We start from the raw sequence: 21,287 nt of genomic DNA on the forward strand, positions 1-21,287 counted from the left end.
GCTCTAGAAGAGAGTTCTCCGGGTAATCGAGCGCCAATAAAGTTAAGTTTATCAATATTGAAAACTAATTGCCGGGCAGTTGGATGCCGCGCCAGCCGCTTACACCGCATTGGCCATATTCATGATCACCCGCAGCCACCACCGTACCGTCCGATTTCAGACCGACAGTATGAGTGCAACCCGCCGCTATCGCCACGATATCGTGCCAGCCGCTTACCTTGCATTGGCCTTCATTATTTCGGCCTACAGCCATCACCTTGCCGTCCGACTTAAGACCGATGGTATGCTGGCTACCCGCCGCTATCGCCACGATATCGTGCCAGCCGCTTATATCGCATTGGCCCTGCTTATTCAGACCCACCGCCGCCACCTTGCCGTCCGTTCTAAGCCCGACGGTATGAAGGTAACCTGCGGCTACCGCCACTATGTCATGCCAGCCGCTTACATCGCATTGGCCATAGCGGTTATTACCCGCCGCCGTCACCGAGCCGTCCGATTTAAGTCCTACGGTATGCCAGTCACCCGCCGCTACCGCCACCGTATCACGCCAACCGTTTACATCGCATTGGCCTTCATTATTTCGGCCCGCAGCCACCACCGTACCATCCGATTTGAGCCCGACGGTACGACGCCACCCCGCGGCTACCGCCACAATATCGCGCCAGTCGCTTACATCGCATTGACCATGCTTATTCCAACCCACCGCCGCTACAGTTCCATCCGATCTAAGCCCGATGGTATGAGCATTCCCCGTATTCGTCGCCAAATGAACATTACCCGCCGCAACCGCCACAATATCATGCCAGTCGTTTATATCGCATTGACCATATTTATTATCGCCTACCGCCGTCACTGTGCCATCCGATTTAAGACCAATGGTATGACGACAACCCGCCGCTATGGTATCTTTAGGCCACCGTATTCTCTTGTTTTTCATCGTTATCATGGCAGAAGACTCAATTTTAAAGCAGGACGCACACCATACCCGTTTATACTGTTATTCCCATAGCTGCGAATGCTGCAACCTGTACCTACAAAAGATGAGCGTGAAGGTTTGTTTCCTTGTGTTCGCAGCCACCACCAAGAACAGCCAATTTCTTCGCCTTCTCTGATGATATAGTTATCTTTGTTCGTTTTATCATATACGTATAAGCTGCATCCATCGGACTTTTTCGTCTTGGCAAAATCGGTTCCAGCAGCGCGCCTTAAATCCTTGTCGTGGGTCTCGGATAAATCTTTTATCTCGGCAACGCTAAGCAAAAAGACTTTATCCTCCGTATCCGGGCAGTCCTGTCCGTTGTCCGAGCAATGAGCCGTCTTTATGGAATGTTTTTCGGCGGTATTAAATGCAGCATTATAAAATTCATCATTCAGCCATTCGCGCAAATCACAGTCATTCCACGTAATTTCTAAGCATTCCCGCCACTTCAAATCCGTGCTTTTGCCGTGATATCTCTTGCAGTCCAAAATATACTCACTCAGAACAAACAGCTCGCTTCCTGAATTTTGAAGAACAAGCCATTTAATCGCCTGTTCTTTACCGTCGACGGACTGCGGATACATGCCAAACGTAATGAATTCGCCGGGTTTTAGATCCCGATACTTTGAAGCGAAATGGACCTTTTCCAATTAAGTTGTCCTCCTCGATTTTTTATTCCAATTTCGATCATATAACATTCATGCAAGATTTCACTTGATGTAGCAAGAATCCTTGTGTGGATAACCATTGCCTCTTATAATATTGTTGCTGTACTTTAGAGTTTGACTTTAAGGAAGGTGACGCAGGTGGACAAAACCTTTACCCCGAAACAGTTGGCCAAGAGACTTCAAGTCAGCACCACAACCTTACGAAGATATGAAAGTCTCGAATTGGTGCCTGACGTACCTCGGACAGCCAGTAATAGAAGATATTATACTCCGCTGCATGTCCAAGCGTTCCTTGCTTTACGGTCTTTGATCAACGGATTCGATTTGCCTGTCGCCTACGATGTCATGAGCTTAATTAAAAAAGGGTACGTTGAACAAGCTCTCTGGAAGATCAATTTACAACAGTACAACATCCAGGTTGAGAAGCAGCGAGTCGAGGAAATCATGAGTCTCATTCGTCAAACTGATTTCTCCATGTATAGGAACATTCGGGTCACGGATGAACTGAAAATTGGGGAGGTCGCCATTATCGCCGGTATTAACCCCTCCGCTATTCGACATTGGGAAAAGGAAGGGCTTATTCGAGCTAAGCGGAATCCGGAAAACGGATATAGAGTCTTTACATCGCGGGAATTAAAAAAAATTATAGTGCTAAGCAGTTTAAGGAAAACCGTCTTTTTCATTGAAAGCATGAAACAGTTGCTTGAAGCTTTAAATACGCATGATCTATCTACGATTGAACGTTCTTTTAAAGCGGCTCTTCAGAAGCTGGATGAGCAATTGAAAAAGCAAATGAATGGCATATCAGAACTGATGAGATATAAAGAATTTTATACACATATTTAAGCGAACAAGGCGTTGATGTGGGCGAGCTGAACGTCAATGCCGAATTTAATTTTGGCGGATTTGAGTTTAAGGATCCTGACGGGAATATGCTCGGCGTGAGTCATGTGATTCAGAGAGGTCAAACATGAAGCGGAATTTGAGTTCAAAATCGATGAATCGAGCAATAAAATTTCCATATACTCTTCATTCAAGGAACTATGATAAAATGGAAAAATCATTTCCAGTTCCTGCGGGAGGGTCAGCATGAGGACCTATTTGATACGCCGAACGATTCATTCTATGATAGCGCTGTTTATCATACTAAGCGTGTGCTTTTGCATCATGCGTCTCATGCCGGGGAATTACTGGTCACAATCCGCAGGCATGACGGAAGCGGATATCCTTTATGCCAATCAACAGAAGCACATTTTTGGACTGGATTTGCCCATATACAAGCAATATTTCCTTTGGGTGAAGGATCTCCTTCAGGGGAATCTTGGACTTGATTACAACTATCTTCCTATTGGCAGCTACATTTGGAAGCCGGTTCAAAACAGTTTGATTCTGCTTGGAACGTCTTTTATCTTAACCTTAATCATTGCCGTTCCATGGGGGATTTACAACAGCAGAAAAGCAAATGGAGTTTCGGATAAGCTCGGCCTTTTTCTTAGCATGATCGGTTTTTGCATTCCCTTATTTGTTCTTGGACATTGGCTTCAGGACATCTTCGCCTTCAAGCTATTCTGGTTCCCGCCCAGCAGCATGTATGCGCCATCCAAAGCGGGAGAGTTCCAGGACTTGCTGTACCATATGGTTCTTCCGGTTGCTACGGTAACGATTGGCCTGCTTGCCTACTACTTGAAATTCGTTCGTCAAAGCATGCTCGAGATTCTTCCGTCCGAGTTTTTATTGACCGCCCGTGCCAAAGGTGTTTCCGAGAGACGCGTGACCTACCATCATGCCTTAAGAAATGCATTGTTACCTATTCTAACGGTGATCATGCTGGATTTTCCAACGCTGATCTCCGGATCCATGGTCGTAGAAAATGTATTTAATTGGGACGGCCTTGGAACGCTGGTGGTACATGCCGCACGCAGCAGAAACCATCCGGTGCTGCTGGCGAGCATTTTGATTATCGCAACGTTTGTGATTGCAGCGAATTGGCTCGCCGATCTGCTGTGCGCCATGGTCGATCCTCGCATTCAATTGAACCGAAAGTTCAGGGAAAAATAAAATTAAATAATTTGACCTCAGCGACCCAGCCCAAGACAAACGCATTTTTATGGCTGGGTTATTTTGTGAAATGGAGAACTTGTTAGAATCATCGTGTAATCCAAGAAAGAAGTGATCATTATGCCGTTAATTACGCCTGGGGGAAAATAGGTTTACGGATGGCTGAAAGTCAATGCGGAAGGGAGATTGCGCGTTTCGGAGGAATCGCTTGAAGAGTACAGGATCAATAAACCTTCCAAAGTATTTAACATGTCCGGAAGCAAAACTTCCAAGTGCTTAGCATTCTGTCAAATGAGCTATTGCAGAAATTTGATTCTCATATCCTGGGTGTCTTAAAAAAGGATCCAATTTTGTAGAAGCTGTTATTTAAATCGGTAGATGCTTATCGAGCATTTGTAATATGAAAACTTATTCAACGAAACGGAGAAGGTTAATATGAGAAAAATAGGCCAAGGCAGGACTGCGGAAATCTACGAAACCGAGGATAACAAGATCGTCAAACTGTACAATGACGGTTTCCCTCAAAAAGCGATTGAAGATGAATTCAGAGTAAGCGAGTATGTATTTTCAGCCGGAATAGACACACCAAGACCCTTTGAAATGATAGAACAAGATCATAGAAAAGGGATCGTATTCGAGAAAGTAACAGGCTCGACCCTACTAGAGTTGATGACAAAAAGCCCGCTGTCGATCAAAAAGCACTCCAGAACACTTGCAAAAATACATTATCAAATGCATTCCTACGATGCGTCGGCCATGGAAAGAAATCAAAAAAAGATGTTATCTCAAACTATTCACGAGACCCATCTATTAACCGAAGAGGAAAAACGTTTGATCGTCAACGATTTGAATCAACTGCCGGATGATCATAAACTTTATCATGGGGATTTTCATCCTGATAATTTAATCGTCGGGGATAAAATATGGGTAATCGATTGGATGACCGGCATGGCGGGCAATCCGCTGGGGGATGTCGCCAGAACGGGACTCCTTTTAAAATACGGCACCGTTCCCGATGGGACGCCGAAAGCCGTCAGTATGGTGATCCGCTTTTTAAGAAAAAAAATGTACGACGAATACATGAAAACTTATCTCAAGTTATCCGGACAAAGTTATCATGATATCGACAAATGGATCTTGCCTGTCGCCGCCGCCCGGCTTGTTGAATCGATTCCGGAAGATGAGAAAATTACGCTGGTCAATCTTGTTAGGGAACGCCTGAGGGCCGAATGAATTGCGTCCTTATAGCTTTGCTGCTATACTTTGCGTATTGAAATGCGATTGGGGGTTTTTCAGATGGCAATGCCGAATTGCTCATTGGCTAGGAAGTCCTCATGCAAAGCCTAGTATAGGGCGATACTTTGCGTGGGGTGCGGTTAGGATGGATTCGATCGCCCAAACTTAACTTTATCGTTTCTAATAATAGGCTTTGCACCTTATTTACGAGTTTTTATAAAAAATAAGGGGCTGAAAAGCTATGAGTACAACATTTATTAGAAACCATCAATTGAATATCATTAAGAAACAATCGGAATTTCTTCTGAAAACTTTGCGAACCGTTGCGGATCGGAGCGTTTTGGAAACCGTCAGGTATCGTACGCAAGCGAATATTCTCGAGGCCTTTTCTGTTCTGACCGAGGAACAGCAGCAGATGCTGAAACCCATATCGACCTTGGAGTCGGCCTATGATTTTCAGAGATATTTAAGCGCGTTGGAACCGTTCATGGAACCATTTCCACCGATTACGCCGAAACAGATTCAGAAGTTGTTCCCCAAAAATAAGAAGCTGAAAATGCCTGATTTGCAAGCCATTGATTTCCGGTATGTGACGTATCTGAGCTGGATCGATATCGCTACAAACAGATTGTTTATCGTTTATCCGTTCGAAGGAAAATTCATCGGCATAGAAGGTAGAATCTCGCCAATGCACAAGAAGGGGTATTGCCTCTTCTGCAATCGGCATCAAGAGCTTGCCTATTTCTCGGTCAAGACCAAGTCCGCGAGCGCTTCGCCGGACAATTATTCTGCCTTTGGCCAATACGTATGTCTGGAGAATCATGGATGCAATCAGAGCATTACCGATACAGAACCTCTGGAGAAGTTTATTCTCTCCGTAAGCCAATAATTATTATGGCCGCCTTTAGGGAGAATGTGATAAGGAGGTAATCTCAAACAAACATTGGATAGTCGGCAAACGGTATTGTAACTTGCTGGAAACGGCAACTACAAACGTATTGGAGGCTAAAACAAATGAAAGAGATTACTTATTCAGTCATATAAGAATTCAAGTTGGCCTTGTTTACAAAAAGCCGAGATATAAGGATAAACAATCCTTAAAATCTCGGCTTTTTGCATCTACTGCCGAGCAATCGCTGTAGCAAAAAGGTTACATCATGCAAACACCTACCGTTTTTATTCCTGTGGTAGTACTACTTTCCTGCGCTCGTTTCTATTCGTTTAAGCGCATATAATTATAGTTGGTTGTCTATATGATTTCTTCCTATACAAGAATAGAAAGGAAACAATAGATATGAATTATATTTCTACGCAACAAGCTGCTGAAAAGCGGGACATTTCCAGCAGACGGGTACAACAGCTATGCGAACAAGGACGTGTCATGGGCGCGATTCGTTTTAGCCGGGTTTGGGCAATCCCAAAGGATGCGCCAAAGCCGAAAGACCCGTGTTTGAAACAGAGTAAAGAGAGCAACGGAGGCACACTATGAATAAAAAGATTCTGATATTGGAAGATGACGAAAATTTAAGTCGAGGCATAGCGTTTACCCTTGAAAAAGATGGCTACGACGTTGTTTCAGCAGGCAGCATTAAGGACGGAAAGCGGATGCTGGAACAGCATAAGATTGACCTTATTATACTGGATTTGGGATTACCGGACGGAAACGGGATGGCCTTATGTAAAGAAATTCGGACACATTCAAAAGTTTTTATTATTATGCTGACGGCCTGTGATTTGGAAACAGACGAGGTATCCGGCCTCTTAGCCGGTGCGGACGATTATATGACCAAGCCTTTTTCCCTGTCCGTTCTCCGGGCAAGAGTGGAAGCCCTGCTTCGCCGCACGGAGGCTGAAAGCCGCCATATCCTCCGTTCCGGCAAATACAGGTTGGATACAAACCTTTGCAAACTTTTCCGGGAGGATAAAGAAATACCCATCAGCGCAACGGAATACAAGCTGCTCTATTTTCTAATGACAAACGCTGAGCAAGTGCTTTCAAAGGAACAAATATTATCCTCCCTGTGGGACAACGAGGGCAATTTTGTGGATGAAAACACCTTGCCCGTCAATATCAGCCGCTTACGCGCAAAGCTGGAGGACGATCCCAAAAATCCTCATATCATTAAGACCATTCATGGCATCGGCTACATTTGGAACGGGGGTGTGTAGGGATGGCACTTGCAGTTACGATTATCATAGCCATTGCTATATGCTTCCTAACGGTCCTTTTCAGCTATCGCTATATAAGAAAAACCTTTGATTCTATTGATCAGGTTTTGGAGAGCGTATTAGCCAGAAATACAGAGCTATTATTTGAAGCGGCGGCGGACAATAGGCTTTCCAAGCTGATGCATAAAGCCGTTAAAATTATTCAGATGAACACTATGGAAATTTCTCAAACCAAGCAGGAGAAAGAAATGATACAAAGCTTTATTTCGGATATGTCCCATCAGATAAAAACGCCCCTATCCGGTGTCGCTATGTATACCGACCTGCTGCTGGAAGGACGTATTACCGAAGCCGAGCGGCAGGAATTTTTATCGCGTGTCAAAACGGGAACGGAAAAATTGCAATGGATGATGGACAGCCTTGTAAAAATGTCAAGGCTGGAGGTAGGAGCTATCGAATTGTCCCTTGTTTCCACAGGTATCAAACAAACTATTTCCGACAGTATCAGCGCCGTATACGGAGTGGCAGCCAAGAAGAACATTTCCATTCAAACGGCTTATTTCGAGGATACTGCGTTGTTGCATGACCGCAAATGGACAAGTGAAGCCATCACAAATATTTTGGAAAATGCGATCAAATATTCCCCAGCGGACGGTGAAATCAATATATCCGTGGAAACCCTGCCTCTCTATACAAAAATCAGTATTACCGATTATGGTATCGGAATTGCTCCCGATGAGTGGAACTCTGTCTTCAAGCGGTTTTATCGAGGACAAAACGCAAAAGGTGTTGACGGGGCTGGATTAGGACTTTATTTAGCTTCACTGATATTTCAAAAACAGGGCGGCTATATCCTCGTAGATTCCAAGCCGGGGAAATATACGACATTCTCAATGTTCTTACAGAACTGTAAGAAATAAATCCAATTCTGTTAGGAGCCTGTAAGAGTTGCAATTTATGATAGAAATATAAGCGAAAGGAGAGTGAGAAATGCCGATTTTATTAACGCAGGGACTTAAAAAGCACTATGGAAAGGAACCGAATATGGTCCGCGCCCTTGATGGCGTTGATATAGCTGTGGAAGCGGGAGAGTTTGTGCAGTTGTCGGAATGTCCGGTTCCGGGAAAAGTACGCTTTTACATATGCTGGGTGGGCTTGACAAACCGGTAGACGGGAAAGTGATTGTTGATGGACACGAGCTTGCTAAAATGTCGGACGACCAGCTAACCATATTTCGTAGGCGCAATGTAGGATTTGTGTTCCAGAACTATAATCTCGTCCCGATTTTAAGTGTATATGAAAATATCGTGCTGCCGATTGAGCTGGACGGCAACACCGTAGACAAAATGTTTGTAAACGAAATCATTGACACGTTGGGGCTTGGCGAAAAGCGCAATAATCTGCCCAACATGCTTTCCGGCGGTCAGCAGCAGCGCGTAGCGATTGCCCGCGCGCTTGCTACAAAGCCGTCTGTTATACTTGCGGACGAGCCTACCGGCAATTTAGACACGAAAACCAGTCAGGATGTTTTAGGTATTCTGAAAATGACTTCTACAAGATTTCATCAAACCCTGATGATGATTACTCATAACGAGCAAATCGCCCAGCTTGCCGACCGCGTTATCCATATAGAGGACGGCAAAATTGTCCGGGAAGGACGTGGCTGAAAATGAAGAATAACAACGGCGCTGTTATAAGGCGACTTACAGACAGAAGCCTTAAATTCAATAAAAAGAGAAACTTTTTTATAATCACAGCCATTGCGCTCACAACCTTTCTCATAGGGTCTGTTTTCAGCATAGGCATAAGCCTTGTAGAATCTGTGAAGATGAATCAAATACGCTTTGCGGGTACTGTGGCACAAGCCGCAGTCGGACATCCTACCGCTTCGCAAATAGAGCGGCTTAATGCTTTGGATTACGTTAAAGTAGTTGGTACGGGTAACAACGTCGGTTTTGTAAAGAATACGCCGGACATGGGAAAAATCAGTTTGACCTTGTACTATTTCGATAAAACCGAATGGGAAGAACTACGCTCCCCCGCCTATGTGGATATAGAGGGGAACTATCCCGAAAAAGAAAATGAAATTATGGTTTCTCTTGCGGTACTTAAACGATTGGGTATTAATACTCCTTACATTGGCATGGAAATCCCTCTTACTTACTATACGGACAGCGAAAACAAGGACGCGCTGATCAGCGAAAATTTCCGTTTGTCGGGGTGGTTTACAAGCTACGGTTTTGTTCAGTCAATGAATACTGCGGACGTGATGCTCGTTTCGCGGGAGCTATCGCAAAAATACGGCAAAACCGTTGAAAAAGACGGTTCGGCAACGCTGATGTTCGATAATGAATCGCGTGTTTCGGAATATTGCGGCGCATTAGCGTCCGATTTGGGTTTATCCGAAAATCAGCCGGTAGTAGCGGCAGAAGCTTATGATACTGATACGGGACAGGCAACAACCGCTTTGATTGCCTTAAGCGCCATAGTGGTATTCTTGATTTTTACAGGGTATCTGCTGATCTACAACGTCCTATATATTTCCGTTTCCCGCGATGTGCGGTTTTACGGGCTTCTTAAAACGCTTGGAACAACGCCGAAACAGATTAAGCGAATCGTTGTTGGACAGATTTTGCGGCTTTGCTTAATTGGAATACCGATTGGCATAATACTCGCGTTATTGCTTTCGCTCAAGTTTGTTCCGTTCTTTATTTCAGAGCTTGGGGCTGTTTCCACAGAAGCGGTTGTGTCTTTCTCTCCGTTCATCTATTTAGGCGCGGTGGTCTTTCCTTTACTCACGGCGATATTGGGCGCGTCGAAGCCAGCTAAAAAAGCGGCGGGTATCTCTCCCATAGAAGCGCAGAGATATACGGGCGTGGAAATGAAATCGAAAAATACCCGTTCGTCCGCACATGGCAAACCGTATAAAATGGCTTTTCACAATATTTTCCGGGATAAAAAACGTGCGGGAGTGGCATTATTCAGCCTGTTTTTAGGCGTAACGACATTTTTAACGGTTACTACATTGGTTTTTAGTATGAACATAGCCAAATACATTGAATCCACATTTGAAAGTGATTTTGTGTTGGAAAACAGCGCATGGCCGACGCAAAAGTTTGATAAGGCATTTATAGAAAAGCTGGAATCCCTACCCGGATTTGAAGCTTTAAGCGTAACGACATGGGAGAAAATGAGCCTGGATTACTCGCCTGACGCTTTTGGTGAATACATTGCCAATTATCCCATAAAAGAGCAGCAAAAGCAGATAGCCAACTTGACAGAGAAAGATATTTATGAAAATTTTCGAGGATTTATTGTCGGCGTTGATGCTAATGCTCTTATGAAATTGAATAGAACTCTTGATAAACCTATTGATATTGACGCCTTTGAACGCGGAGAGTTCGCGTTAATTGCAACCGATAATCCCGACTTATTTTCAAATGCCCACGAGTTGACTATTTCGCCGTCTTATCGAAGCGAAAACGATAATCCCGACATCCAAAAAATGAATATACCGCTTGGCGGTTTTGTTCCCTTTGGTTATAAAGTTGTTGGCTCCAGTCTTGCGCCTACCGTAATTATATCAAACGCTTTAATGCAAGAATGGTTTAATGAACCGATTGTATCAAAAAAAATCAACCTTGATGTTTCAGGCGATTATGAGCAAAACGCCCTGATTGCGTTAAAGCAAATCATAGGGAGCGATTATGAAATATCTCTAACATCAAAGATGGAATCAATGGAAGAACTGAATAGCGCAAAAACGGTATTGTTTGTGCTCGGCGGTGGTGTTGCACTTGTTATCGCTTTGATTGGTATTCTCAATTTCGTAAATGTAATGTCGGTTAGTGTTATGGTTCGTAAGCGTGAATTGGCGACGCTTGAATCTATTGGCATGAGCCGAAAGCAGGTCAGGAGAATGTTGGTGAGTGAAGGGCTTGGATACGCTGTGATAACCTTATTTTTCGTCTTTACAGCAGGAAGCGCCATCACCTTTGGGATTTTTAAGTTGTTTCAACAGCAAGCGACCTATGCAATATTCACCTATCCTTTCATCCCTGTTTTGATGGCGAGTTTGGTGGTTCTGGCAATCTGTATTATTACGCCAGAAAATGCGTATCGCACTATTCATAAATCAACTATTGTTGAGCGATTGAGGGAAGCAGAATAACAAAAAAGGATTACTTATCAGGGATTTTCCCTTGCCGCCCGCCTTTATGGCGGCCTTTTTATATTCGCGCTCAAGACTATCATTTGCCTGATTGCCGGATGTATAATCATGGAAGTAACCTCTGTAAAGGTGGCAATATCATGCATCCTGTACTCAGACCTTATACCTTATTACTGTCCGGAGATCTGACAAAAGATATAGAAACTTTTTTCCGCTTGCATCATGATCCGGAAACTTTGCAGCATGTTTTGACGGTAGCTTCGGAAGCCCGCCGCGTAGCGGAAATTTATGGAGCAGATCCGGATCAAGCGGAATCTGCGGGTCTTTTGCACGATGTCAGCAATGTAATACCCGTGAAGAATATGGCGGAGACAGCCAAAGAGCTTTCTATTGAAATTCTGGAAGATGAATTAAAGTATGAACGGATTTTGCATCAAAAGCTGTCCAAAGCATTGGCTCGGGATATCTTTCATATTGCCGACCCGGAAGTGCTGGCTGCCATTGAATGCCATACTACATTAAAAGCCAATTCGAGCTTGCTGGATAAGGTGTTGTTTATTTCGGACAAGATTTCGTGGGTGCTGCCCGGTGAACATGATGACATAGTGGAAGTAAGAGACAAAGTATACCGCGGAGAGTTGAATGAAGGAATCATCGCTTATCTGAACCGGATTTGGGAGCAGCGATCCAAGCTGAAGCTGGTTCATCCGTGGCTGATCGAAGCAAGAGAGGAGCTTTTGCTGGAAGTTCAAAGGGGGCGCTAAATATAGTTTGCCTGCGACCTCACGCCATGTAATTGTCTGACATTTATAAGCATTTATAAAGGAGGATAAAAATGCAATTTTCCGGTGTATGTTTGATCACTGAACATGTAAATAACCTGAGAGATTTTTATTCCGATCTATTTCAGGCGGATTACGAAGGCGACGAAAGCGCCGTAACCATGAACATTAACGGCGGTAATTTCGAGATATGCTCGAAGAAAGCAATGGAAAGCTTAATTCAAGGACGCAATCTACCCATTGGGTACGGCGGATTCACCATTAACGTAGAAGTGGACGCGGTTGATGAAGAATATACGCGGCTTGCGGCCAAGCCCGTTGAAATAGTTAAGTTGCCGGTGACATATCCTTGGGGAAGAAGGTCCTTTTGGTTCAAAGATCCGGATGGGAATATCGTTAACTTTTATGAAACGGTTAATGGAGTTAAAAGTGAGGAGATATCCCGATGAAGTCCGATACGATAAAAATTCACGGGAAAGTAACCGATTTCGATAATAATCCCTTGCCCGAGGCCATTGTCCGTATTTTGAATGACCGTTTCCAAGATATAACCCATACCTATACCAACGATCCGGGAGAATTTGAGTTCATCCTTGAAAAAGGGCTTTATTTCGCGCTCTATGCCTGCAAGGATTATAAGGTTCATTATTTGGAATATTGGGCCTGGAACATACCGGCGTATGAGGACATCGAAATTAACCCACGGATTGACGGCGTGGAAATATACTCTTTGATCGCTTTTAAAATTAAAGGGAACTTTCCTCAGCTCATGCTGTATTTCCGGCCTATGAGTTTAAAGAAAGCGGCGCCTCTGTTCGAGAATAGTGCATTGTTGAAGGAAGCGCCGGTCATTGATATCGCCCCTGATATCGCGGCTACGAATATTGAAGTGCGAATTAATGGTCAAAAGTCAACGATTCATCAAATCAATAAGGTTCAAGAATACGGGGACGGGCCAAATTTATACGCTTACCTAATCCACGTCAGTTTGGATCCAAGCGTAAATATTTATGAATACAGCCGAATTGATGTTGAGATTAAAGATGATGAAACCGGGGAACTGGGAGCAGGGACTACTTTTTGGAAGCAATGAGATTGGGGACGCAAAAGTCGTATCGGAGCAAATTATTGGCGGCAGTGACTAGGAGGTGTACGTGATGAAGGAACCACTGATCCAATTAGCCACATTCAATGCTCTGGACTTGCTGGCCCATTTGAATAAGCAGTTAATTGAAGATGAGCAGCATGACAATCCGATGGGCATCGAACAGTTGAAGCGAAGAATGGAAGGTTTTTTAACTTCGGACTATAAAGCTTATATTTTTCAGGATCAAAATGGCGTCGTCGGGTACGCGCTAGTTAATCACAGCAAAGAACCGCTTTATTTAAGGCAGTTTTTTATCTGCCGCGAAAGCAGAAGGAGCGGGAAAGGCAAGCTGTTTTTTGATAGGCTGCTGGAGCTGCTGGAGACAGATCACGTAGATATTGAAGTGGTGTATTGGAATCATCGGGGATACAGCTTTTGGAAGTCCTTGGGATTTGAGGAACGAAGCGTGTATATGAGATTGAAAAGGTAGACGCAATCTATGAGTATTAAATTACATAATAATAGGTGGTGGACCGAGATGCAGGTTTCGCTTTATGATTTTGAGGCGGTAGACGATGCTATGCTGAAATTTGCCGTCATCATGGCTAGATACCGGGACCAATGGATTTTTGTCAAAAATAAAGAGCGCAGTACATGGGAAATTCCCGGCGGAACAAGGGAGTCAAACGAACGAATCGAAAATACTGCCGGCCGCGAACTTTTTGAGGAAACTGGAGCGCTAGTTTTTACGCTCAAACCTCTCTGCGTTTATTCGGTGAAACGTGATCAGGCCGATGAATCTTACGGAGCTTTATATTACTCTGCCGTACAAGAAATCGGAAGTCTGCCGCCGGATTCCGAGATTGGGGAAGTGTCGTTGTTGGACGGGTTGCCGGAACAGCTGACCTATCCGGAAATTCAGCCGGAGCTGTATAGATATGTGTTGCATCATCTAAATACATAATGGAGAGGAACATTACTTTGAAGTATGAGCTAATCTTATTTGACGCAGACGATACGTTGTTTGATTTTCCCCTCGCGGAGTCCCATGCGCTTGCCATGTCTTTCAAACGGCATAATATTGAACTGGACGATACCCTCAATGAAAAGTATCAGACCATCAACCGCCAGCTGTGGAGGGAGTTCGAACAGGGACTTATTGAGCAAAAAGATCTGAAGATCGAGCGCTTCGCCAGACTTTTCTCGGAGCTTGGTTTAGAAATGGACGCGCTGGCTTTTGGCGAGGAATATCTTCAATATTTGGGCGAAGGCTCGTTTTTATTGCCGGGAGCCGCTGAAATTTGCCAATATCTTCAGTCGAAAGGTTACCGGATGGGGATTATCACCAATGGCATTAAAGTCGTTCAGCATCAAAGAATCGGAAAATCCGAAATTGCGGATATGTTCGAACACGTCATTGTCTCGGAAGACGCCGGTTATTCGAAACCGCATATTGGCATTTTTGAATTCGCTTTTGAACGGTTAAAGAATGCCAGTAAGGATAAAGTCCTAATTGTAGGGGATTCGTTAAGCTCGGATATCCAAGGGGGACTGAATTATGGCATTGACACTTGCTGGTTCAACCCCGACCGGAAACCCAACCTCTTAAATATTCATCCGAAGTACGAAATAAGCAAGCTCGAGGAACTTATACGAATCATTGAATAATTAGATGGCAGATCAACAGGGAGAGACAATGATGGATGATAACTTTAGAAATATAAACAGAAACATAAGGCCAATCCTTCAGATTCAAGATGAAGCGGAATATGAGATCGAAGAAGAAGTGGAATATGCAGATGAAACCGATCGGGACATAGCATACCAGAGAAAAATTTTGGATGAGGATGAAAACGATCCTTTTACGATCACTTTTCTCGTCAATTCCAATGATGAAATCTTCGGGTTTATGGCCAAAGGGATCACCGGTTTTGCTCAGTACGGATATGATATCATCGCGGCCTCCGTCTCATCCCTGTGCATCAATACAGTAAACTCCATAAGGGATTTTACGGATGATGAGCCTGAATATGATATGAATAGAAACTACATAAAATGCGTGATCGAAAAGAAGGTTAGCCGGGAATCCAAGGTATTGTTGAAATCTCTCAAATTAGGCATGGAATCGATCCAGGAGTCATATGGAGAGAAGCATATTATCATCGAAGAAATCAAGATTGAAAAGAATAAGCGATTTTTCGGATTATTGGGTTAACGAATCCGTCACAACAACGCCTCCGCCTTAAGACAAAAGCTCATTTTAGGCAGCGGCGTTTTCATATAATTATTTTTTCCATTCCCATCGGGTAAAAGTGAGTAAATAATGATGGTATATAATCCATTTTTGGAGGTGCCCTTATGCAAACCTTTTTCCGTTATAACTGGTTAGTAAGAGATCAATGGTATACATGGTGCGAGGACGTTCCGTATGAAGAATTGACTCGCGAACGAACGGGGGGAACCGGCAGCATTCTGAAAACACTTTTTCACATCGTTGACGTGGAATGGAGCTGGATTCGCACGATCCAAGGGAAGCCGGACTTTCTGGAGGATTTTGAGAAGTATAAATCGTTGGAGAAAATCATTCAGCTTGATCAAGCCTTTCACCCGGAAGTAGAGGAATTTGTATTAGCATGGAACGATAGCATGGAGACTCGACCGCTTTACCATTCTCGTCAGGATGGCCAAATTGTTGTCGACGCCTGGGGGGAAATCATGCGGCATGTTATTGCCCATGAGATTCACCATATCGGACAATTGTCGGTCTGGTCCAGAGAAATCGGCAAGCAGCCAGTGTCCGCCAATGTAATCGGCAAGGGCCTGATTGAACCAAGCGAGAATTGAGGCCAAGAGCCGAAGGGAGGACTTGGCCCGCTCTTTGGCTCAATGCCGAAGCCGGTGCTTGGCAAGACCTGCAGCGAACGTCAACTTTCTTACGAATCGAAAGGCTGTTATTTTCGCGAAATCTAGCGTTTGAGAAATGTAACGGACCCCACAGCCCTTATCTGACCTCAAAACGCAGAATTCGGCTTGTTTTGGGACAAATAAGGCTTCTTGGGTCCGTTAGAATATGAATCTCTGTCTTTAGAGGCCAATAAGAGCTCTACAATTCGTTAGCCGAAAAAGGACGACGTTTCCCCGTCGATCAGCCGTCAAGAGAAGGTAACATGGCAAAAGGGTGAAAAGTTCTGTCTCAAATTACATATTATCAAAAAAGCAAAAGTGAGGACGAATATGGAATCCGAACTGGAAAAAGCCATCCGAAAAGTCAAAATCAAAAGCTTTTTGATTTATACAGAAGGGGGCTTGCTTTTCGAATATTATAAGAACGACAAGATCCGACACAGTCCGCAAAAGATAAACTCTTGCACCAAAAGCGTACTGTCTATTCTCATAGGTATTGCCATTGATCAAGGCTTGATCAAAAACGTTCATGAGCCTGTCTCAAGTTATTTTCCCGAATATATAAACCCGCAAACGGACCCGAGAAAACAACATATCACGATCGAACATTTGCTCACCATGTCCGCGGGTTTTGATTGGCCGGAGTTTGGGGAATGGAACTATTTTGCCCCCATGGTCTATAGTCCGAATATCGTGAAATACGTGCTGGATCGTGAGCTCACCCAGAGCCCCGGTGAAAAGATGAACTACAATTCGGGGTGTTCACACGTGTTGACCGCCATTTTGCAAATGGCTTCCGGAATGAAAGCGGCGGATTTTGCCTCCGCTCATTTATTTCAGCCGCTGGGGATCGCGAATTTCGACTGGATTGAGGACAACAAAGGGATTAACCGCGGGGCCGACGGCTTGAGATTAACTACTACGGATATGGCCAAAATCGGGATACTTGTCTTGAATAACGGCATTTGGAATAACCGGCGGGTTGTATCCCCGGCATGGCTTAACGCTTCGACGGCTCCGCATTATATGACGTACGGGGATATCGGTCAGTATGGCTTTCATTGGTGGGTAACAGCGCTGAATCAAACGGAAGTTGCAACTCGCGCAAACAGACTGGTATTCGCCCTTGGCTATGGCGGCCAGTATATTTGCATCCTGCCTCAAACGCAAACCGTCATAGCCGTAACCAGCGAAATCTATGAAGATACCTTAAAACCCTTGCGAATTTTAGAGGAGCATTTCCTCACGGAATAGGAAAGGGGAATTCCAATGAACTACCGTTTAGCGACGGCCGGTGATATTGAAGCGCTGATCCGGATGAGATGGGATTTCACGAACGAGCACAATGAAATTTCGACAGTAGAAGACGAATACGAGGAGTATCATGGCGAGTGCCGTTCTTTTCTGGAGGCAGCCCTCCGAGGGCAGCAATGGCTTGTATGGGTCGCGGAAGCAGACGGGAAAATTGTGTCCCACATCTATCTGCAGATTATCGAAAAGGTCCCGCGCCCAGGAAAAACGAGGAACCCGTTTGCTTATATGACGAATGTCTATACCTTACCCGATTTCCGGGGTCAAGGCATCGGCAGCCGGCTGCTGCAGGAAATCAAGAACTGGTCAACGCAAAACGGGCTGGAGTTCATCATTGTATGGCCGAGCGATTGGAGCAGGGATTTTTATGAGCGTAACGGTTATGCCCCTTGTAAGGAACCCATGGAAATCATATTCGAATAGAGGAGGAATCCGCCTTATGTTAATCAGAGAAGCCGTACTGGAAGATATCCCAGCCATTAAAAAGCTGTATTGGGAACTCGATACGGAGGCCGTACGCTATCACCCGACCCAATTTATCCTTGCGGAACGGCCGGACAATTTCTTAATTGAGACCATCCATCACGGTAAATCCGACATATTGCTGCTAGAGCTTGAAGACAAAGTCGTCGGATTCTCGCTGCTGCAGGAGAAAGGAATGCCGAATATCAGTTGTTTACAGCCCAAGAAATTCGTTTATGTCCTTGATTTTGTGATCACGGAGGCCTGCAGAAGCAAAGGCTACGGATCAATGCTGCTGGAAGCGTCCAAAGATTGGGGGAAGAAACGGGGACTCGATTTTTTCCGGTTGTCCGTGTTTGAAGGCAACCGGAAGGGCATGGAATTTTACGAAAGAAACGGGCTGGCGAGCACGATGCGAACGATGGAATGCGAACTTTAGGATGGACCGGTTAAATTCGCCGGATTATATAAGGAGTGGATGAATATGCTTAAGCACTCGAAAATCATCGTCACCGGAGCGGGATCCGGCATTGGAAAAGAAATAGCGCTGCAATGCATTCGGGAAAATGCTAGCGTTATTGCCTGCGACGTTCATGAACAGGCCTTGGAAACGTTAAAGCAATCGGCCGGATCCGGTGATCTTTATACATATCGATTGGACGTAAGCAAGTATGATGAGGTTTCGTCGTTTTTTAACTATGTGGCCAATGAACACGCCGATGTAAACGGGCTGGTAAATAATGCGGGAGTTTATCTGGGGAAGAATATAATCGACTATGCCGTGGAGGAAATCGACAGAGTCCTTGATATCAATGTAAAGGGGTTTGTTTATTTTTCCAAGCTTTTTGGCGGGTTCATGGTGGGTAACCAAGCTCAGGGCGTCATCGTCAATATGTCCTCGGTCTCCGGGATCGAAGGAAGTTCGGACGCCATATACGGCTTGTCCAAAGCTGCGATTATAGGCCTCACCAAAAGCTGCGCCATGAATTTCTCCCCCTATTTGCGCGTCAATGCGGTTGCGCCGACTATGGTGGATACGAGCATGATGGACAATATCCCGGAGTGGAGAAAACAGGATTATATGAACCATCAACTGATCAAACAGCCGGTATTGGCGGAGGACGTTGCCGAGACGGTCATTTTTTTATTGTCGGAGAAATCCAAACATTATACCGGAGCCACTTTCGATATCAATAACGGCTGTTATTTAAGATAGATCCCATAGGGCCGTTCATAATAAGTGGAACAAGTGGGTTATTATATGATATTTATTACAATTCCACAATCCACATTTTACCTAGATTTAACTTCAGCTTGACGCTGGTAGTGTATCGGAGTGATACGATGGTTCCATAGGGACATGCCTTTGGAACCATGTCTTGAATTTGAAGATTAAAGGATGAGTTTGAATGAAAACACCGCTCTTTCCCTATGCGGAGAAAAGCGGTCTGTATAACTACATGACCTACTTCTTTCATGCAGCCCGTCAGTCAAAGCTCGATTACAAAAGATTTAATGAATTGCAAAAAATCATGCGCAACAAGACGTTAACTACATACTTTCAGCCGATTTTGCACCTTCATGAAAAAAGCTGCCTTGGATATGAGATTCTGAATCGCCCGCCGGCAACTTCTCTTTTTCCCAACACGGAGTCTTTTTACGATTTTATCGGACATACAGATCGCGTTTTTGCATTCGAGCGTTTTTGCCGGGAGATTTCGTTTACCCGGCTGAGATCCGCTTTGCTCAAAACGAACAAGCCAGAGGATACGATCGCGTTTGTTAACATTCACCCCCAGGTTTTGTCCGATTCCAATTATCGCAGCGGGGAAACGATCAAGCTTTTGGCGGAATACGGATTTTCTCCGAAACAGGTTGTATTTGAATTAACGGAAAAACAAGCCGTTCAGGATTATGTGGAATTCGAACGTATCTTATCCAACTATCGTTCTCAGGGATTCCGCATCGCCATCGATGATGCGGGTTCCGGATATAATGGCCTGAAAGCTATTGTCAGCTTAAGGCCAGAATTCATCAAGCTCGATAAATCTTTGATTCGAAATGTGCATCTTCATCCTAATCAGCAGCGGGTTGTCAGACTCTTGAAAGAGTTCGCCGCCGATTCCGGCACTTTCATTATCGCCGAAGGAATTGAAACGGCGGAAGAAATGGTATTTTTACGGAGGGAGGGGATTGAGTACGGTCAAGGATACGCGCTTGGCCGGCCTGACACGGAGCTGAAGGACGGGCATTTTCCCGATATGTAGCTCAAAATTTTATATGAAGCGCCCTAGTAACAGGCTTTTAAAGAAATATGGCACTGTTTTGATGAGAGAGGGTGGCAAGCTTTGTTCATGAAAATTGGCGAAATTGCCGAAGCGATTCCAAGCGTCACACCCGAAACCAACTGTGTAGTCGTGAATCAACTGTTTAAACAAAACCCAAAGCTTGAAGGGATCGCGATCATGGGCGATGATGAATCCAAGCCCGCCTTATTGATGCGAGCCCGTTTTTTTCAATTATTGGGAACTCAATACGGCTACAACATTTATATGGGACGGCCCGTCATTCTGATGGTGAGCAGCGAGCCTTTAGTCGTTGATTTCGACGATCCGATCACGGAAGTTAGCGTGCTCGCGATGAATCGTTCGGAAGAAGAGCTTTATGATAAAGTGTTGGTGATTCGGGAGGGTCAACTGTTCGGCGCCGTAAGTATCCGCCGACTTCTGTTGACGGTAGCGGATATCCGCACGGAAATGGCAATCTTTATGAACCCTTTGACGGGTCTCCCCGGCAACCGCATTATTGATGAAAGACTGCGTCAACTGGTTCAAATGGAGCGCTTTAGTCTTCTATACATAGACTTGGATCATTTTAAATCATATAACGACAGTTATGGGTTCAAAATGGGGGATTCCTTGATTCAGGCGACGGCCAATCTGCTAAGGGATCACTTCACGCATCAAGGCGCTTTTTTGGGACATATCGGCGGGGATGATTTTATCGCCGTTTTGAATCATCATGATTACCAATTTTTCTGCAGCAGAGTGATTGACAACTTTGAGACAACGAAAAAAGGCTTTTATCGTCAAGAAGATTTAGTCAACAATTTTGTGATGGGGGAGGGACGTTCCGGAAATTACGGACCCATCCCGCTTGTATCCATTTCCATTGCAGTGGTAACCAACGCCGGGCGCGAATTTCAGGACATGGAGCAAATTGTGGAAGAAGCGACGCGGATCAAGAAAATTTGTAAGTCTCGCCCCGGCAGCGTGAGCTGCGCGAACTAAAAAACCGCAGATACTTGCGGTTTTTTTCTTTGAAAACTGAAGCTTTTTATTATGGCAGAGCCTGGTAACTTTATCCTCATACTTACCTAATTTGGATTCAAATTCTTCTCTATTATTTTCAAAGTCCTGCGTCCATTCCTTCAAAATATAGCGGCACAATAGGGTCTTAT

The 21,287-nt window shown here is 44.6% G+C and carries 23 protein-coding genes and 1 pseudogene; 22 read left to right on the forward strand and 2 right to left on the reverse strand.

The window, feature by feature from the left end:
- Window positions 1-64: 64 nt before the first annotated feature.
- Entirely contained in the window at window positions 65-946 is an 882-nt protein-coding gene (locus tag ACI48K_RS22560) for an RCC1 domain-containing protein (protein WP_475029896.1), read from the reverse strand.
- On the reverse strand, window positions 943-1,629 hold the full coding sequence (locus ACI48K_RS22565) for a DUF6273 domain-containing protein (RefSeq protein ID WP_475029897.1): 687 nt from the start codon (window positions 1,627-1,629) through the stop codon (window positions 943-945). The genes ACI48K_RS22560 and ACI48K_RS22565 overlap by 4 nt, the downstream gene beginning before the upstream one ends.
- 156 nt (window positions 1,630-1,785) lie before the next feature.
- Here ACI48K_RS22565 and ACI48K_RS22570 point away from each other — a divergent pair, with 156 nt between their 5' ends.
- The 22 genes and pseudogenes from ACI48K_RS22570 (at window position 1,786) to ACI48K_RS22675 (ending at window position 21,117) form a co-directional block, all read left to right on the forward strand.
- On the forward strand, window positions 1,786-2,493 hold the full coding sequence (locus ACI48K_RS22570) for a MerR family DNA-binding transcriptional regulator (protein ID WP_475029898.1): 708 nt from the start codon (window positions 1,786-1,788) through the stop codon (window positions 2,491-2,493).
- Window positions 2,494-2,736: 243 nt separating this feature from the next.
- Complete coding sequence (locus ACI48K_RS22575) at window positions 2,737-3,705, forward strand: ABC transporter permease (protein ID WP_475029899.1); 969 nt, start codon at window positions 2,737-2,739, stop codon at window positions 3,703-3,705.
- Window positions 3,706-4,140: 435 nt separating this feature from the next.
- Window positions 4,141-4,938, forward strand: coding sequence for a phosphotransferase family protein (locus tag ACI48K_RS22580; RefSeq protein ID WP_475029900.1), 798 nt, complete (start codon window positions 4,141-4,143; stop codon window positions 4,936-4,938).
- 244 nt (window positions 4,939-5,182) lie between these two features.
- Entirely contained in the window at window positions 5,183-5,830 is a 648-nt protein-coding gene (locus ACI48K_RS22585) for a FusB/FusC family EF-G-binding protein (protein WP_475029901.1), read from the forward strand.
- A gap of 596 nt (window positions 5,831-6,426) precedes the next feature.
- Window positions 6,427-7,110, forward strand: coding sequence for a response regulator transcription factor (locus ACI48K_RS22590; protein ID WP_475029902.1), 684 nt, complete (start codon window positions 6,427-6,429; stop codon window positions 7,108-7,110).
- A gap of 2 nt (window positions 7,111-7,112) precedes the next feature.
- Window positions 7,113-8,030, forward strand: coding sequence for a sensor histidine kinase (locus ACI48K_RS22595; protein WP_475029903.1), 918 nt, complete (start codon window positions 7,113-7,115; stop codon window positions 8,028-8,030).
- A 70-nt stretch (window positions 8,031-8,100) separates the two neighbouring features.
- A pseudogene (locus ACI48K_RS22600) lies at window positions 8,101-8,777 on the forward strand (ABC transporter ATP-binding protein).
- A gap of 2 nt (window positions 8,778-8,779) precedes the next feature.
- Window positions 8,780-11,281, forward strand: a complete 2,502-nt coding sequence (locus ACI48K_RS22605) for an ABC transporter permease (protein ID WP_475029904.1) — start codon at window positions 8,780-8,782, stop codon at window positions 11,279-11,281.
- A 140-nt stretch (window positions 11,282-11,421) separates the two neighbouring features.
- Window positions 11,422-12,045 carry a bis(5'-nucleosyl)-tetraphosphatase (symmetrical) YqeK gene (gene yqeK, locus ACI48K_RS22610; RefSeq protein ID WP_475029905.1) on the forward strand — a complete coding sequence of 208 codons (624 nt, stop codon included), beginning with the start codon at window positions 11,422-11,424 and terminating at the stop codon, window positions 12,043-12,045.
- 71 nt (window positions 12,046-12,116) lie between these two features.
- Window positions 12,117-12,512: a VOC family protein gene (locus tag ACI48K_RS22615; protein WP_475029906.1), complete on the forward strand. Its 396-nt coding sequence runs from the start codon at window positions 12,117-12,119 to the stop codon at window positions 12,510-12,512.
- The gene (locus ACI48K_RS22620) at window positions 12,509-13,156 is read left to right on the forward strand and encodes a carboxypeptidase-like regulatory domain-containing protein (RefSeq protein WP_475029907.1); all 648 of its coding nucleotides are present in this window, start codon (window positions 12,509-12,511) and stop codon (window positions 13,154-13,156) included. The genes ACI48K_RS22615 and ACI48K_RS22620 overlap by 4 nt, the downstream gene beginning before the upstream one ends.
- A 64-nt stretch (window positions 13,157-13,220) precedes the next feature.
- Entirely contained in the window at window positions 13,221-13,640 is a 420-nt protein-coding gene (locus ACI48K_RS22625; protein ID WP_475029908.1) for an N-acetyltransferase family protein, read from the forward strand.
- Between the two features lie 48 nt (window positions 13,641-13,688).
- Complete coding sequence (locus tag ACI48K_RS22630; RefSeq protein ID WP_475029909.1) at window positions 13,689-14,114, forward strand: NUDIX hydrolase; 426 nt, start codon at window positions 13,689-13,691, stop codon at window positions 14,112-14,114.
- A 17-nt stretch (window positions 14,115-14,131) separates the two neighbouring features.
- Window positions 14,132-14,818, forward strand: coding sequence for a YjjG family noncanonical pyrimidine nucleotidase (locus tag ACI48K_RS22635; protein WP_475029910.1), 687 nt, complete (start codon window positions 14,132-14,134; stop codon window positions 14,816-14,818).
- 28 nt (window positions 14,819-14,846) lie between these two features.
- Complete coding sequence (locus tag ACI48K_RS22640; protein WP_475029911.1) at window positions 14,847-15,365, forward strand: ribosomal-processing cysteine protease Prp; 519 nt, start codon at window positions 14,847-14,849, stop codon at window positions 15,363-15,365.
- A gap of 143 nt (window positions 15,366-15,508) precedes the next feature.
- Window positions 15,509-15,994 carry a DinB family protein gene (locus tag ACI48K_RS22645; RefSeq protein ID WP_475029912.1) on the forward strand — a complete coding sequence of 162 codons (486 nt, stop codon included), beginning with the start codon at window positions 15,509-15,511 and terminating at the stop codon, window positions 15,992-15,994.
- A 390-nt stretch (window positions 15,995-16,384) separates the two neighbouring features.
- Window positions 16,385-17,308, forward strand: a complete 924-nt coding sequence (locus ACI48K_RS22650) for a serine hydrolase domain-containing protein (RefSeq protein WP_475029913.1) — start codon at window positions 16,385-16,387, stop codon at window positions 17,306-17,308.
- Between the two features lie 15 nt (window positions 17,309-17,323).
- On the forward strand, window positions 17,324-17,788 hold the full coding sequence (locus ACI48K_RS22655; RefSeq protein ID WP_475029914.1) for a GNAT family N-acetyltransferase: 465 nt from the start codon (window positions 17,324-17,326) through the stop codon (window positions 17,786-17,788).
- Between the two features lie 16 nt (window positions 17,789-17,804).
- On the forward strand, window positions 17,805-18,266 hold the full coding sequence (locus ACI48K_RS22660; RefSeq protein ID WP_475029915.1) for an N-acetyltransferase family protein: 462 nt from the start codon (window positions 17,805-17,807) through the stop codon (window positions 18,264-18,266).
- A 45-nt stretch (window positions 18,267-18,311) separates the two neighbouring features.
- Window positions 18,312-19,043 (forward strand): SDR family NAD(P)-dependent oxidoreductase, encoded by a 732-nt coding sequence (locus ACI48K_RS22665; RefSeq protein ID WP_475029916.1) that lies wholly within the window; start codon window positions 18,312-18,314, stop codon window positions 19,041-19,043.
- A 193-nt stretch (window positions 19,044-19,236) separates the two neighbouring features.
- Window positions 19,237-20,094, forward strand: coding sequence for an EAL domain-containing protein (locus tag ACI48K_RS22670; protein WP_475029917.1), 858 nt, complete (start codon window positions 19,237-19,239; stop codon window positions 20,092-20,094).
- Window positions 20,095-20,181: 87 nt separating this feature from the next.
- A complete protein-coding gene (locus tag ACI48K_RS22675) occupies window positions 20,182-21,117 on the forward strand; it encodes a GGDEF domain-containing protein (protein WP_475029918.1) in 936 nt (311 codons plus the stop codon).
- Window positions 21,118-21,287 lie beyond the last annotated feature (170 nt).

The organism is Paenibacillus terrisolis, assembly GCF_056171975.1.